Origin of the sequence: Larsenimonas suaedae (assembly GCF_023712105.1) — a bacterium.
GTDB classification, from domain to species: Bacteria; Pseudomonadota; Gammaproteobacteria; order Pseudomonadales; family Halomonadaceae; genus Larsenimonas; species Larsenimonas suaedae.
Genome location: NZ_JAMLJI010000003.1, coordinates 383227 through 397916 on the forward strand (window position 1 = coordinate 383227; position 14690 = coordinate 397916).

Here is a 14690-nt window from a genome sequence, read left to right on the forward strand (position 1 = left end):
GCCTATTTCTTCAGACGGCAAGCACATACAGCAAAGCACTCACGGGAGCGTATTGGGAGGAGTCCAGGCCCGAAGGGCTGCCTTGCGCGCCGCCGATTTCTGCTCGGGCGTCAATGACCAGTCACCCTCATAAAGCGCACCTTCCCAGGCCCCGTAGGTCGGGTTAGGCAACAAAATGAAGCGCCGGCCGAACAGCGCCTGATCGGACTGCGCCGCCTGGCGACGACTTGAGGCGCTGTCGTAGGCACTTCGGAAGTCGGCCAGATTATCGCCCATCAGCAGTACCACCTTATGCTCGGCAAGTGCCTGGTCGCGGCGAGCCTGCTTGTCGGAGTCGTCGGTCTTGAGCAGTAGCCTTGAGGGCGACAATTGCGGAAAGCCGAGCACGGCGAGGGTATCGTGTGTCGCTTGCCACCCAACGTGATCGCGGTTGGTGATGTAATAGACCGCAACGCCCTTTTGATCGGCGTAGTTGAGGAAGTCCACCGCCCCCGGCATCGCATGCGCCTGTCTACTTTCCATCCAGCGTTGCCACAGCTCGTCGCTGTACGCCGTATCCTTGCCGACCAGATACGCCTCGAATGCGCTGTTGTCGATGATGGTCTCATCGGCGTCCACGATTATCGCAAGCGGTTTGTCACCGGCCTTGTGATACTCAAGCGCCCGATCGAGCCGGTCACGGGCCACATTGAACGCCTGATAACTCAAGGCCTGGTATTCGGCCGCGCTTTGCATCCACGCGGTTGCCATCACCAACTGCTCGTTGAGCTCTTGATTGGTATAGGAAGACGCGCTCTTGTCAGGCGGCGCCGAGGCGCAGCCACTCAATAGACCGAGCGTCATCACGGCGAACGTACAGGATCGTGCCAGCGTCATGGTCACCTCACAAAGGGTCGGGTCGGTTCGGGTTGGCTTGAACATCACGGTTAAAGACAGCATAGCGGCTCACATGAGCGTTGCATCATGAACCATGACGGTCACTCACTGCGGTGCTAAGGTAGACGCCTGATCCCAAGGAACTCTCACTGATATGTCTTCGTTGACCGGCCAGCGGATCCTGCTTGGCGTAAGCGGTGGTATCGCGGCCTACAAAAGCGCGGTGCTTGCGCGCCTGATGAAGAAGGCGGGCGCTGAGGTACGTGTCGTCATGACCGAGGGCGCACAGGCGTTCGTGACCCCCATGACCTTCCAGGCCCTGACGGGCGAACCCGTTCGAACCACCCTGCTCGACTCGGACGCCGAAGCGGGCATGGGCCACATCGAGCTGGCGCGCTGGGCTGACCTCATTGTCATCGCGCCGGCAAGCGCCGATCTCATGGCGCGCCTGGCAAACGGCATGGCCAATGACCTGCTGACCACGCTGTGTCTTGCAAGCCCGGCCAAGCGCTATTTGGCGCCTGCGATGAATCAGGCCATGTGGGCGCATCCGGCAACACGGGAAAACCTCGCTCGCCTCACAGGCCATGGCTGGCAGATGCTTGGCCCGGACAGCGGCGAACAGGCCTGCGGCGATGTCGGCAGCGGCCGAATGCTCGAACCCGAAGCGATCATGGCCGAGCTCGAACGTGAACGTGCGACACAGCCAGAAGATTTTGCCCAGCGCACCGTGATCGTCACGGCCGGCCCCACGGTCGAGGCCATCGACCCGGTGCGTTACCTCACCAACAAAAGCAGCGGCAAGATGGGCTTTGCACTGGCCGAAGCCGCTCGCGCCCGTGGGGCACGCGTTATCCTGATTGCAGGGCCGGTCACACTCGACACGCCGTCAGGCGTTGAGCGCGTCAATGTTCAAAGCGCGCGCGACATGCTGGACGCCGCCTGTCGCTACGCCATTGATGCCGATATCTTCATCGGCTGCGCGGCGGTGGCCGATTACCGCGTAGCGACGCCTGCTGAGCACAAGCTCAAGAAAACGCCCGGTTCAACCGGGCTGACGCTTGAACTGGTCGAGAACCCGGACATCATCGCAACGGTCGCGGCACTGCCGGCCCGGCCCTTCATGGTGGGCTTTGCCGCCGAAACGCGTGAGCTAGAGCGCTTTGCCACCGACAAGCTCGCGCGCAAGGGACTCGACATGATCGCCGCCAACGACGTGCTCGCGCCGGATCTCGGCTTTGGGAGCGATCACAACGCCGTCACGCTCTACTGGCAGGACGGCGACAGCCCTCGCCACGAAGCACTGCCCCCGGCCACCAAACGAACACTGGCCCATGGTATTCTTTCGCGTCTTATGGCGAACTTCAGCGCCAAGGCATCATTTGACGACAGGACTCCCCATGGACAGACCGAGGCTTAAAGCCAAGATTCTCGACCCGCGCGTGCATGATTTCCCACTGCCCCACTACGCCACCGAAGGCAGTGCCGGCATGGACATGCGGGCCATGCTCGATGCGCCGCTCACCCTCGCCCCAGGCGAATGCGAACTCGTGCACACGGGCCTTGCCGTCTACATCGACGATGCCCGTTATGCCGGAATGGTGCTGCCCCGCTCGGGCCTTGGCCACAAGAAAGGCATCGTGCTTGGCAACCTGGTCGGCCTGATCGACTCCGACTACCAGGGCGAGCTGATGATTTCGGTGTGGAACCGGGGTAACGAGCACGTCACGCTCGAACACGGCGAGCGCATCGCACAATATGTTCTCGTTCCGGTCATGCAGGCCGAGCTCGATCTGGTCGAGGACTTCGAAGACAGCCTCCGAGGTGCTGGCGGCTTCGGCCATTCCGGCCGCCATTGACCGCGTGACTCAACGAGTTCGACCATCATGAACGACGCTTTTGCCAGTATTTTCAGGGCCTATGACATTCGAGGCATCGTGGACGAGGCCCTGACGATCGACGGCGCCCGCCTGATCGGCAAGGCCATCGGCAGCGAAGCGATTCACCGGGGTGAACATCGCCTGGCGGTTGCACGTGACGGCCGCGTGTCCGGCCCGGACATGACAGACGCCCTGATTGACGGCCTTATCAGCACCGGCATCGATGTCATCGACATCGGCATGGTGCCGACACCGGTGCTTTATTTCGCCACGCACCACCTCATGCAGTGCCAGTCCGGCGTGGCCGTTACGGCAAGCCATAACCCGTCGAACTACAACGGCTTCAAGATCGTGCTGAACGGCGAGGCGCTGTCAAATGAAGCCATCACTCGCCTGCATGAGCGCATCGTTCAAGGCGCGTTCGCAAAGGGGCACGGTCAGCGCATCGCCCACGACCTCTCGCCCATCTACACCCAGCGCATCCTCGATGACGTGCACCTCGAGCGCCCGCTCAAGGCCGTGGTGGATTGCGGCAACGGCGTGGGCGGCGAACTTGGCCCTTCCATTCTCGCCGCGCTTGGCGTCGAAGTAGTGCCGATGTACGAAACCATCGATGGCACCTTCCCAAACCACGCCCCCGACCCCGGCAAGCTCGAAAACCTGAGCGATCTGGTGGAGCGGGTGCGCCTTGAAGGCGCTGACCTCGGCATTGCCTTTGACGGTGACGCCGACCGCATCGGCGTAGTTACCCCAAGCGGCGAGATCATCTACCCGGACCGGCTGCTCATGGCGCTGGCCGAGGACCTGCTTTCTCGCACGCCGGGGGCAGGCGTGGTGTTCGACATCAAGTGCACCTCGAATCTGGCCCGCATCGTTTCCGAGGCCGGTGGCGACCCGGAGATGTGGTACACCGGGCACTCGCTGATCAAGGCGCGCATGCGCGAAACCGGCGCGCTGCTTGGCGGCGAGATGAGCGGCCACGTGTTCTTCAAGGAGCGCTGGTACGGCTTCGACGACGGCATCTACGCCGCCGCTCGCGTGCTGGAACTGCTGTCGAGACAGCCTGAGGACGCCGATGCGTTTTTCGCTCGCTACCCGCAGGATCTGTGCACGTCCGAACTCAACGTGAGCGTGACCGACGCCGAAAAGTTCGCACTGGTCGAACGGTTTGCCACCACCACGGACTTCGGGCCGGATGCCACCAAGACCCTCCTTGATGGCATTCGGGTCGACTACCCCGATGGCTGGGGCCTGTGCCGGGCGTCCAATACGACGCCTGCCCTGGTGTTTCGCTTCGAGGGCAAAAGCCAGGCTGCGCTGGCCCGCATTCAGGACTGCTTCCGGGCCGCGCTCACAGTTACCGCGCCGCATGCCGTCCCCACGTTCTAAAGGCCATCGCCGCGCACGCTGGAGCAGAACGCGCCCTCAAACAGCGCGTTCTGCTCGCCCTGCAACTTGAGCGACCACGTTATTCAATCGACCACGCAACCGACTCAAATATTCACTCTATTCGAACACTCAGTCCATTCGAACACTCAACCGCCACACTCAGGAAGGTTCCATGAATTCACACGAGCGCGACCCGGCTCAGGTCGTCAAGATTCTTTCCGAAGCCCTGCCCTATATTCAACGCTTTTCCGGCAAGACCGTGGTGGTCAAGTACGGCGGCAATGCCATGACCGATGACACCCTGATCGACTCCTTCGCCCGGGACATCGTTCTTCTGAAGGAGGTCGGCCTGAACCCCATCGTCGTTCACGGCGGCGGACCCCAGATCGGCCAATTGCTCGAGCGGCTCAAGATCGAGTCCCGCTTCGTCGAAGGCATGCGCGTGACCGACTCGGAAACCATGGACGTGGTGGAAATGGTGCTTGGCGGCCTGGTCAACAAGAGCATCGTCAACCAGATCAACCAGGCCGGCGGCAAGGCGATCGGTGTGACGGGCAAGGACAACGCCCAGATTCGCGCCCGTCAGCTCAAGGTCCAGCGTTACAGCCCGGAGCTTGCCGCGCCTGAAATCATCGACATCGGCCATGTCGGTGAGGTGGAACACATCTCGACGGATTTGATCGACATGCTCTCCCAGGCCGATTACATCCCGGTCATCGCCCCTATCGGTGTGGATGAGCACGGCGCCTCCTACAACATTAACGCTGACCTGGTCGCCGGCAAGGTGGCAGAAGCGCTCAATGCCGAGAAACTGATGCTGCTGACCAATGTGGCCGGGTTGATGAACGCCCAGGGCGAGGTCATGACGGGGCTTTCGACCCAGGATGTGGACCGGCTGATCGAGGATGGCACCATCTATGGCGGCATGCTTCCAAAGATTCGCTGCGCGCTGGATGCAGTCAAGCAGGGCGTCAACAGTGCCGTTATTGTCGATGGGCGCGTCGCGCACGCCATCCTGCTCGAAATCTTCACCAACTCGGGCGTGGGGACGCTGATTACCGACAACGCCTGAATCTTGCGGGCTTTTAGCCCGCTCTGATGTCTCAAGCAGGGAACAACGGCGTATGGCCACTACTAAAAAAGGCGCCGAACGGCGTGAACAGATCCTTCAGGCACTGGCGAAAATGCTTGAAAGCGATGATGGCAAGCGGATTACTACGGCCTCGCTTGCAAGCGAGGTCGGTGTTTCGGAAGCTGCGCTTTACCGCCACTTTCCAAGCAAGTCAAAGATGTTCGAGGCGTTGATCGACTACATTGAAACCATTGTGTTCGAGCGCCTTACGGTCATTGCCCGCGATGATCTACCGATCGACCAGCGCTGCCATCATACCCTGAAACTGGTGATTGGCTTTGCCGAGAAAAACCCGGGACTGTGCCGTCTGATGACCGGCGAGGCCCTGGTCGGAGAAACAGCGCGACTCAAACCACGCATGCAGCAGTTCTTTGATCGCATCGAAACACAGCTGAAACAGAGCCTACGTGAAGCTCAGGCCAGTGAGCAGGCGCGCCTTCCGATGACGGTCGGCGCCTGTGCGCACCTGCTCATGACGCATCTGGAAGGCCGTATTACGCGGTATTCGAGAAGCCGGTTCCGGCACTCGCCCGCTGAGCACTGGGACGAGCAATGGGCCATTCTTTCCTCGGCCGTGTTCGCCCCCGAGCGTGCCCACCTGGCGCTCTAGGCTCGCGCTTCATGAACGTCAGCCTTTGGGCGAGACCAGACGGGTCGCGAAGGTCTGGGCGTCGACCGGCGTTCCGAAATAGTACCCTTGCAGCACGTGGCAGTCCTGTTCACGCAGATACTGCCACTGCTGCTCGGTTTCCACCCCTTCGACAATCACTTCAAGTGACAGCGCATGCGCCATGCTGATCACGGCCTTGATCACGCCGCGCTCTGGCGTACGTTCCGGCACACCGTCGACGAACCGCTTGTCGATCTTGAGCCGGTCGATCGGAAGCGACGCCAGATACGCAAGCGAGGAGTAGCCGGTACCGAAATCGTCCAGCGCAATTGCCACGCCCTTGGCACGCAGCGCTTCGAGCACATGGTGGCTGACCGTCAGATCTCGAATCAATTGAGTTTCGGTGACTTCAAGCTCCAGCCGATCCGGCGTCAGATCGAACCGCGCCAGTAGAATGGCTACCTGATCGACCAGCGTCGACGTCAGTTGCAAGGTGGAGACGTTGACCGAAACCCGCGGGACAATGATGCCTTTATCGTCCCACTCCGCGATCTGCTCACAAACGGTAGCCAGGCTCCAGCGCCCCAGTTCGGCGATCAACCCAAGCTCTTCGGCCAGGGGAATGAAGCGCTCGGGGGAAATTTCACCAAGGGTGTCGTGGTACCAGCGCATCAGTGACTCCGCTCCGATCACACGACCATCCTCGGCACTGACCTGCGCCTGGTAGAACATGGACAGCTCATCACGCATCAACGCGCACCGAAGCGCCTGCTCAAGCTTCAGGGGGGCACTGTCTTCTTCATAGAGGCCAACGCTGTACTCCGCGTGCAACCGGTTGTGCGCCCGCGCGTGCTGGAGTGCTAGCCGGGCATGACGCAGCAAGGCGTCCGCCCCCTTGTGGGTATCCGTGGCAACGCCTGCGGTAATATCGACGGTGACCGACTGACGGCCCAGCCAGTACTCGGGCTTGAGCGTCGCCATCAACCGCGCCAGTACGCCGTGACGGCGTTCGGCGTCCGGGAGATAAACCGCAAATTCGTCAGCGCTCAGGCGGGTCAACATGGCATCGGTGGACACACATGCCCGGATGCGCTCGGCCACCTGTTTCAAGAGCGAGTCACCGGCCTGATAGCCAAGACTGTAATTGATCGCGCTATAGCGAACGATATCGAAATAGAGCAAGGCCCCGGGTTCTTGTTCCCGCGTCGCGTTTTCCAGGTATTCAAGAAATGGCAGACGATGCAGAAAGCCGGTGATGGCATCGTGTTCTGCGGCGTGCGCCAGATGTTGCTGGCGGCGCTGGTGGCCGGTCATATCAAGCAAAACGCCCTCGAGCGTATCGCCGCTGGCCCGGCGTCTTAATACCCCACGATCCAATACCCAGGTGATCGGCCGGTGCCAGCCAAGCCCCGGCGCCAATCGATAGAGGATCTCATAGCGCTGATTGTCTTCCGAAAGCGCTGCCAATGTCTGGTGCCAATGTTCACGGTCTTCGGGATGCACCAGCATCTCGAAGCCAGCTCGCTGGTGCAACGCCTGCGTTTGGCCATTCAATAGCACATTGGCGCCCTGACTCAGAAAACAAAGTGTCTTGGAATTGCGCGACAGGCAGTACACGGCGCCTGGCAAGCGGTCGACAATGGCCTCGGCCAATGCCTGACGCGAATCCTGCCCGTCACCCTCTGAGCAATAGGGAGTTACAGTAAGCGGGTCATGCTCCGCCTTGATGTGAGAGAGCCACCACTGCCGAAGTTTCACGTTGCCGGGCCTCTATTACCTTTCTTGTTATGGACTTCTACCCTGCCCGCACCAAATTCGGAAGCGATAATTAGTAGATTGACATAAAAAAGCCCGGCTCTTACGAGACCGGGCGTTCTGATTACAAGGCATAACGTCGCATCATGCAGCGGCGTTATCCTCGATCATGTAGGACTTGAGCTTTTTCATGGCGTTCTTTTCAAGCTGTCGGATACGCTCGGCAGAGACGCCGTATGTGTCAGCAAGCTCATGAAGCGTTGCCTTATGCTCAGCCAGCCAGCGGCGCTGCAGAATGTCTTTCGAGCGCTCATCGAGCTGAGAGATGGCATAGGCCAGTCGACGAGAGGAATCCTCTTCCCAGTCCGAATTTTCAAGCAGTTCAGCCGGGTTCAGCTCGCTGTTTTCGAGATAGCTCGCTGGCGCCTGCGATGTCGCCTGTTCATCGTCTTCACCCGGCGCGTAATCAAAGCCTGCATCGTGCGCGGAAAGACGGCTCTCCATTTCCCGTACAACACCGGGCTTCACGTTCAAGTCAGACGCGATGGCATCGACTTCATCGTTGTTGAGCCAGGCAAGACGCTTTTTAGAACCACGCAGGTTGAAAAAGAGCTTACGCTGAGCCTTGGTCGTCGCGATCTTGACGATACGCCAGTTGCGAAGCACGAATTCATGAATTTCGGCCTTGATCCAATGCACCGCGAACGAGACCAAGCGAACGCCCTGAGCCGGATCGAAGCGTTTGACCGCCTTCATCAGACCGACGTTACCTTCCTGAATCAGATCCGCCTGAGCCAGACCATAACCTGAATAGCTGCGCGCGATGTATACAACAAAGCGCAGATGTGACATGACAAGACGCCGCGCCGCTTCGAGGTCGTTTTCCTCGTGCAGTCGCACCGCCAGTGAATGCTCCTCTTCTGCCGACAACACCGGAATGCCGTTAACGATCTGAATATACCCGTTAAGGTCATTGCCTGGTGACAAATTCCCGATAGGCTGAAGACTATTGCTCATGTGCACCGGGTCTCCACGTTGCCCTTACAATGCGTTGCTTCTTTAGAAGACAAAACGCGATTAAAGTTCCCTTGACCCGCCAGTATAACGTATTTGCGCCTAAACGCTAAAGAGGCCTCGTTTCACTTGGGCGTCATGTGTGACAAATGTCGGCCAACAGCAATGAACGCGCCAAGCCAGCCAAGTAGCGTACTGACGATCAGTAGAAACAGGGAACCCTCAAAACCAAGTGACGGCACGGCCCACTGACCGCCATAACTTTCAGCCAATGCCGTCAATGGGGCAGAAAGCCAAGCCATTCCGGCGGCAAGCAAAATCAGAGAAGCAATGCCGCCGCCGAGCCCAAGCCAGGCCCCACTGTAGAGAAACGGCCGTCGAACGAAGGCATGCGTCGCTCCGATGAGCGTGATGACCTCGATTTCCTCTCGTCGATTTTCGACCGACAGTCGAATTGTATTACCCACGATCAAGATCACGCCCAGTGCGAAAAGTGCCCCAAACGACAGCACTACGCGCTGACCGAGCGTCGACAGCTGCTTCAACCGCTCGAGCCACTGCATGTCCACCTGCGCCTCGTCCACCTTCGGCATCTGCTTGAGCGCAAGCGACAGCGCCGAGACCGCCTCGGGGGTCTGAGTCACGGGTTTTACGATCAACGCCGCCGGCAATGGATTCTTATCCAGCCCGCTCAGGGCGTCACCGAGGCCAAGGGTTTTCTGAAATTGCTCAAGCCCCTGCTCGGGCGTTACCAGAGTTACAGAGCCGACATCATCGCGGGCGCGAACGCGCTCCAGAAGCGAGCTTGCATCGACGTCGCTGGCCGAAGGTGTCATGTAAACCGTGAGCTGGGCGGTGTCTGACAGGTTGCGATCAAGCACCTGCGCACTGCCTAGAAGCAGCCAGAGCGCTGCGGGCAGCACCAGAGCCACCGCGATCGCCATCAGCGTCATCGCCGTGCCGATCGGGCGCTGTTTCAAACGGTGCAGAGCATCCCGCGCCGTTTGACGGTGGTGTGCCTGCCAGGCAAGACGCTGCCGCTCAAAGGACGATTGCTGATTACGTGCGCCCTGGCGCGTACGACGTCCCTTTTTCATGAACCCATCCCCTCATCGCCCACGAGACGCCCCTCGCGAAGCCGTAATACGCGATGCTTAAGCCGCGCGATCAAGGCCAGATCGTGACTTGCGATCAGAACCGTCGTACCAATGCGATTGAAATCCTCGAACAGCCGCATGATGTCTGCAGAGAGCTGCGGGTCCAGGTTACCGGTCGGCTCATCGGCCAGCAGAAGCGCTGGCTTGTGCACTACCGCGCGCGCAATGCCGATCCGCTGCTGCTCACCGCCGGAGAGTTCGATGGGCAACGCCTTTTCGCGATGAAGCAGCCCGACCTTATCCAGTGCCGCACGCACCCGACGCGCTACCTCATCGGCCGTGAACCCTTGAATCGACAAAGGTAAGGCGACGTTTTCGAACACGCTTCGATCAAACAGCAGCTGATGGTTTTGAAATACCACCCCGAGCTGACGTCGATAGAACGGAATCTGGGCGTTTCCAAGCCGACCAAGATCGTGCCCGGCCACCACGATTCGGCCTCGAGACGGCCGCTCGAGGCACGTCAAAAGCTTAAGAACCGAGCTCTTGCCCGCGCCGGAATGCCCGGTCAGAAACACCATCTCGCCACGAGACAGGCGGAAGTTCACATCCGCCAGCGCCTCGAAACGCCCTCCGTAACGCTTCCCTACGTGTTCGAAGGCAATCATCGGTTACGACTCGTCTTCCTGGGTAAACAGCGCCTTGACGAAGTCATCCGCCTTGAACGGCCGTAGATCATCAAGCGTTTCGCCCACCCCGATATAGCGAATCGGGGTCTTCAGCTGCTTGGCAAGTGCAAAGATCACGCCGCCCTTGGCGGTGCCGTCGAGCTTGGTCAGCGTGATGCCGGTCACCGGAACGGCTTCGTTGAAGGTCTGGGCCTGGCTGATCGCGTTTTGCCCGGTGCCGGCATCGAGCACCAGCATCACTTCATGTGGCGCGGTGGCATCGAGCTTGGCCATCACGCGCTGCACTTTCTTGAGCTCTTCCATCAGATGCGACTTGTTGTGCAGTCGACCTGCGGTGTCGGCAATCAGGATATCAACGCCACGCGCCTTGGCGGCCTCGACCGCATCGTAGATGACAGAGGCACTGTCAGAGCCGGTGTGCTGAGCGATGACCGGCACACGGTTACGCTCGCCCCACACCTTGAGCTGCTCGACCGCAGCGGCACGGAACGTATCACCTGCAGCCAGCATGACGCTTCGACCCTGAGCCTGATAGCGCTTGGTCAGCTTGCCGATGGTGGTGGTCTTGCCCACACCGTTGACGCCGACCATCAGGATCACGAACGGCCCCTTGCCCTTTTCAGGCAGACGCAAGGGCGCAGTCACCGGCGCAAGTACGGCCGTAAGCTCCGATTGAAGCGCCTCATACAGCGCATCGGAATCGGCCAGCTCCTTACGAGACGCCCGCGCCGACAGGTTATCCATGATTTCGGTGGTCGCCTCGATGCCGACGTCCGCCATCAGAAGTCGGGTTTCCAGCTCCTCGAGAACGTCGTCGTCGATCTGTTTCTTGCCAAGCAGAAGCGTTGCAAGGCCACCGGTCAGATTGGATCGGGTCTTGCCAAGCCCCTTGCGAACACGAGAAAACCAGCCCTTGCGCTCAGGCTCGGCGGAATTCGCCTGCTCAGGCGCCGTTTCCACCGGGTCGAACATTGCCGGCAGATCATCGGGCTTCGGTGCCGCAGGAACCTCTACCCTGGCACGTACTGGCTCGGGTTCGGGTTCGGGTTCGGGTTCGGGTTCGGGTTCGGGTTCGGGTTCGGGTTCGGGTTCGGGTTCGGGTTCGGGTTCGGGTTCGGGTTCGGGTTCGGGTTCGACAGAGCGTAGCTCCGGCTCGACCGGGTCCGCCGCAGGTGCCAAAGGCTCTGCATGAGGCGCTTCGTCACGGTCTGGTGCGGGGCGTGTGGTGTCAGTGGTTGCGCGCGCGGCATCGGCTGCCTCGGTTTCCCGGCGCAAAACCTCTTCCCAGGTAGGCTCGTCGGAACGGGCCTCGGGCGTCTGCTCGGGCTCCTCGGCAGGCTGTCGTTCAGAGTCGACTGGCCGCTGCTCAGGCGTTACAGGTGGCTGCTCGGGCTCAACAACTGGAGACGCATCTTCAGCATGTGAGGCCGTATCCTCATCTTGAGACTCTTGAGAAAGGCGCTGCTGCTCCTGCTCTTTCTCCTGCTGGGCTTGCTTTTGCTTTTTGCGTTTAAAAAAACCGAACATAGATGGCTGTCTTTGATTGTCGATTCGTCACACCATAGTGGAGTCGTGGCCACTATGCGCAAATGGATGGCGTCGATGCGCCCGAAAACTGGGGCGAATGGCAAACCACCGCCATCCTACCACTGTGTCGTGCTCACGGGTACAATGCGCGCCATGACTCGACACCGCTCCCGCTCTCCATCCAAACCGGCCCGCCACGGTAAACTTCGCCTCATCGGCGGAGATTTCAAACGGCGCCAGCTTCCGATCCTGGACCGCCCGGGCTTGAGGCCCACACCGGATCGCGTCAGGGAAACCCTGTTCAACTGGATCGGCCCTCTAGGTGGCGCTCATGTGCTCGATGCCTTCGCCGGCAGCGGCGCGCTCGGCCTTGAAGCCCTGTCGCGAGGCGCAGCCTCGCTCACACTGATCGAAAAGGACCGTCAGGCCGCGCGCCAGCTCGAGGACAACCTGACAACGCTTGACGTTCGAGAGCGCGCAACACTTCATCGCCTCGACGCACTGGCCTGGCTGGACTCGGCCGAACCGATGCCCTATGGCCTGGTCTTTCTTGACCCTCCATTCGGTCAGGGGCTTGCCGACCCCATCTGCGCCCTTTTGGAACGTGGCGGCTGGCTTACCGAACAGGCAATGATCTATCTCGAAGTCGAACAGGCATTGGTTCCGAACGTGCCGGCGCACTGGCGGCTTGAAAAACAGACACGCGCCGGGGAAACCCAGGCCCGACTGTATCGCCGCACGCCTCTTGCCGAGGGGGATACAGACGCGTAGTCTTTCCGCCAGACGCAGCGCGTCAGGTCAAAAAGGACGATCAGGAGAGGTCGATGAGTATAGAATTGTTTGATCAACTCGAACAGAAAGTCAGTACAGCGGTCGACACCATCGAAATGCTACGCATGGAAGTGGAAGAGCTGCGTCAGGAAAACGAACAGCTCAAGAGCGAGCGCACTCAGTGGGAAAGTCGCTTGAACGGCATCCTGGCGCGTTTTCAGGAATTCGACGCACAGCCTGCACAGGCCGAAGCGACTCACAGCTGAGGCGCTAGGCCGATGATGTCGTATCCAGATCACAAAGCGGGTACGACATCAAAACCCCATCTTCCCGCTCTGCCCCGTCGGCCGGGTAATACCCCGGACGCACGCCGTCCTGAATGAAGCCTCGCTTGACGTAGACACCAATGGCAGCCGCATTGCCGGCCCGCACCTCGAGCAGGAGCCGCTCCTTTCCGAGCGCCCGCCCGGAATCAACCCCGCGCATGACCAACATGGACGCTACGCCGCGCCGTCGCCGCTCCGGCGCCACGACGATCAGTTCAATTTCAGCATCGAAGGGCTGAAGACCGAGCACCAGCACACCGATCAATGCCCCATCTTCCCAGACGCCCCAGACTTCATGCTCCGGGCTACCCAGCGCCCGCACGAAATGGACCTTTGACCAGGCGCTTTCATGGCACCGTTGGTCCAGCGCCACGATGTCCTCGAGGTCACTGAGTGTGGCCTGTCGCACGTCGTACATTGATTCATTCATCCAAACGTTGCGCTCGCTCATCTGTTGATCCATGCCACCACTCATGCCACGGCTCAAGCCCTGCCCAAAGCGCGCGCTTGGCGTCGGCCGTATCAAGTTCACCCAGTGCAGGGCCCTGCCAGACCGGCAGCGTTAACAGCGTACTGTGCTCATCCTCAACCCCCAGCACACTCGAAAGCGTGTCATCGGAGCCGAACGTCAACACGCGCTCGATGAACCAGCCACGCTCCTGCCGACCGCGGATAAACGCACGGACGCCGTCCTGCGCATCGCCGAGCGGGTCGTGACACAAGAGCCCTTCGACGATCGGCCACTCGAATGATTCGAACGCGATCGGCTGACTCGGAAAGATGCGCCGAGCCGCCAGCAACGCACGCAGTAGCGCCTGATGCCGAGGCGAGATCTCGCCCCCGAGCGCGACGATCAACCAGCGCCCCTCGAGCGCCGCCACCGACCAGGAAAACGCCAGCGGTGCTTGAGTGGGCTCCGAAGGCACTGCTTCAGTGACCGACTCGCGCTTTTCGTCCTCGGGAAGCTCGATGCGCTCCTCAAGCAAGGCCCGCGCCGAGCGTGGTGACGCGGACGACGTATCGTCAGCCTGGGCCTGCCCAGGCTGAGACGGCGCGGTTACAGGTGCCGTGTGGGCAGGCGTCGTATGGACAGGCGCATCGGCTCGGCTGGCATCGCGCAGCGCCTCGACCCCTTGACGCGGCCCACGCTCGACGGCCTCGGGTAGCGCCCACTCGCAGGCCTGGGTCGGCTCTGCAAACGGCAAGCGATAGCGGGCCTCCCACGTGGGAAGCCCCATTGCCTCAAGGTACTGGCGGCGCTGCGGTTCACTGACCATGGACGTCCATTACTGTCCGGCGCCCATGCAGTTCGGCGATTCAGGACGCGCCTTGCCTCGGGCTTCCCATTCGCTTGGCGTATAGAGATGAAGCGCCAGGGCGTGCACCGGGCCCGCCAACTCATCGGAGAGCATGCCGTAGATGCGCTGATGACGCTTGACCTGAGTAAAGCCCTCGAACGCCTCGGAGACCAGAGTCACCTTGAAGTGCGTTTCCGAATTCGGTGGCACATGATGCTTGTGGCTTTCGTTCTCCACCTGCAAGACGTCCGGGTTCAAGTCCTTCAATTTTTGTTCTATGACTTCCTGGATGCGCATTGAATCACCCCTGCTGGTTGAACATGTCG

16 protein-coding genes are annotated in these 14690 nt (G+C 60.5%); 7 read left to right on the forward strand and 9 right to left on the reverse strand.

The window, feature by feature from the left end; translation table 11 throughout:
• Nucleotides 1–39 precede the first annotated feature (39 nt).
• Nucleotides 40–876, reverse strand: coding sequence for a 5'-nucleotidase, lipoprotein e(P4) family (locus NAT49_RS11330; RefSeq protein ID WP_251594230.1), 837 nt, complete (start codon nt 874–876; stop codon nt 40–42).
• A gap of 154 nt (nt 877–1030) precedes the next feature.
• On the opposite strand from NAT49_RS11330, the gene coaBC reads away from it, so the two are divergent.
• The 5 genes from coaBC (at nt 1031) to slmA (ending at nt 5887) form a co-directional block, all read left to right on the forward strand.
• Nucleotides 1031–2296, forward strand: a complete 1266-nt coding sequence (gene coaBC / locus NAT49_RS11335; RefSeq protein WP_251594231.1) for a bifunctional phosphopantothenoylcysteine decarboxylase/phosphopantothenate--cysteine ligase CoaBC — start codon at nt 1031–1033, stop codon at nt 2294–2296.
• The gene (dut, locus tag NAT49_RS11340; RefSeq protein ID WP_251594232.1) at nt 2277–2735 is read left to right on the forward strand and encodes a dUTP diphosphatase; all 459 of its coding nucleotides are present in this window, start codon (nt 2277–2279) and stop codon (nt 2733–2735) included. The genes coaBC and dut overlap by 20 nt, the downstream gene beginning before the upstream one ends.
• A gap of 27 nt (nt 2736–2762) precedes the next feature.
• A complete protein-coding gene (locus NAT49_RS11345; protein WP_251594234.1) occupies nt 2763–4145 on the forward strand; it encodes a phosphomannomutase/phosphoglucomutase in 1383 nt (460 codons plus the stop codon).
• A gap of 172 nt (nt 4146–4317) precedes the next feature.
• Entirely contained in the window at nt 4318–5217 is a 900-nt protein-coding gene (gene argB, locus NAT49_RS11350; RefSeq protein WP_251594237.1) for an acetylglutamate kinase, read from the forward strand.
• Nucleotides 5218–5269: 52 nt separating this feature from the next.
• Nucleotides 5270–5887: a nucleoid occlusion factor SlmA gene (gene slmA / locus NAT49_RS11355; protein WP_251594238.1), complete on the forward strand. Its 618-nt coding sequence runs from the start codon at nt 5270–5272 to the stop codon at nt 5885–5887.
• A gap of 18 nt (nt 5888–5905) precedes the next feature.
• Here slmA and NAT49_RS11360 read toward each other — a convergent pair whose 3' ends face one another.
• The 5 genes from NAT49_RS11360 to ftsY all read right to left on the reverse strand — a co-directional run bounded on the left by NAT49_RS11360 (nt 5906) and on the right by ftsY (nt 11969).
• A complete protein-coding gene (locus NAT49_RS11360; protein ID WP_251594240.1) occupies nt 5906–7645 on the reverse strand; it encodes a putative bifunctional diguanylate cyclase/phosphodiesterase in 1740 nt (579 codons plus the stop codon).
• A gap of 141 nt (nt 7646–7786) precedes the next feature.
• Nucleotides 7787–8659: an RNA polymerase sigma factor RpoH gene (rpoH, locus tag NAT49_RS11365; RefSeq protein ID WP_251594242.1), complete on the reverse strand. Its 873-nt coding sequence runs from the start codon at nt 8657–8659 to the stop codon at nt 7787–7789.
• Nucleotides 8660–8781: 122 nt separating this feature from the next.
• Nucleotides 8782–9753 (reverse strand): permease-like cell division protein FtsX, encoded by a 972-nt coding sequence (gene ftsX, locus NAT49_RS11370; protein ID WP_251594244.1) that lies wholly within the window; start codon nt 9751–9753, stop codon nt 8782–8784.
• A complete protein-coding gene (gene ftsE, locus NAT49_RS11375) occupies nt 9750–10421 on the reverse strand; it encodes a cell division ATP-binding protein FtsE (protein ID WP_251594246.1) in 672 nt (223 codons plus the stop codon). The genes ftsX and ftsE overlap by 4 nt, the downstream gene beginning before the upstream one ends.
• A gap of 3 nt (nt 10422–10424) precedes the next feature.
• Nucleotides 10425–11969, reverse strand: coding sequence for a signal recognition particle-docking protein FtsY (gene ftsY, locus NAT49_RS11380; RefSeq protein WP_251594248.1), 1545 nt, complete (start codon nt 11967–11969; stop codon nt 10425–10427).
• A 153-nt stretch (nt 11970–12122) separates the two neighbouring features.
• Here ftsY and rsmD point away from each other — a divergent pair, with 153 nt between their 5' ends.
• Entirely contained in the window at nt 12123–12740 is a 618-nt protein-coding gene (gene rsmD, locus NAT49_RS11385) for a 16S rRNA (guanine(966)-N(2))-methyltransferase RsmD (protein ID WP_251594250.1), read from the forward strand.
• Between the two features lie 53 nt (nt 12741–12793).
• Nucleotides 12794–13006 carry a cell division protein ZapB gene (locus NAT49_RS11390; RefSeq protein WP_251594252.1) on the forward strand — a complete coding sequence of 71 codons (213 nt, stop codon included), beginning with the start codon at nt 12794–12796 and terminating at the stop codon, nt 13004–13006.
• A gap of 4 nt (nt 13007–13010) precedes the next feature.
• Here the strand turns inward: NAT49_RS11390 and NAT49_RS11395 are convergent, their stop codons facing one another.
• The 3 genes from NAT49_RS11395 to NAT49_RS11405 are packed head-to-tail and all read right to left on the reverse strand — an operon-like array spanning nt 13011 to nt 14661.
• Entirely contained in the window at nt 13011–13529 is a 519-nt protein-coding gene (locus NAT49_RS11395) for a GNAT family N-acetyltransferase (RefSeq protein WP_251594254.1), read from the reverse strand.
• Entirely contained in the window at nt 13489–14343 is an 855-nt protein-coding gene (locus NAT49_RS11400; protein WP_251594257.1) for a hypothetical protein, read from the reverse strand. The genes NAT49_RS11395 and NAT49_RS11400 overlap by 41 nt, the downstream gene beginning before the upstream one ends.
• A gap of 9 nt (nt 14344–14352) precedes the next feature.
• On the reverse strand, nt 14353–14661 hold the full coding sequence (locus tag NAT49_RS11405) for a BolA family protein (protein ID WP_251594259.1): 309 nt from the start codon (nt 14659–14661) through the stop codon (nt 14353–14355).
• Nucleotides 14662–14690 lie beyond the last annotated feature (29 nt).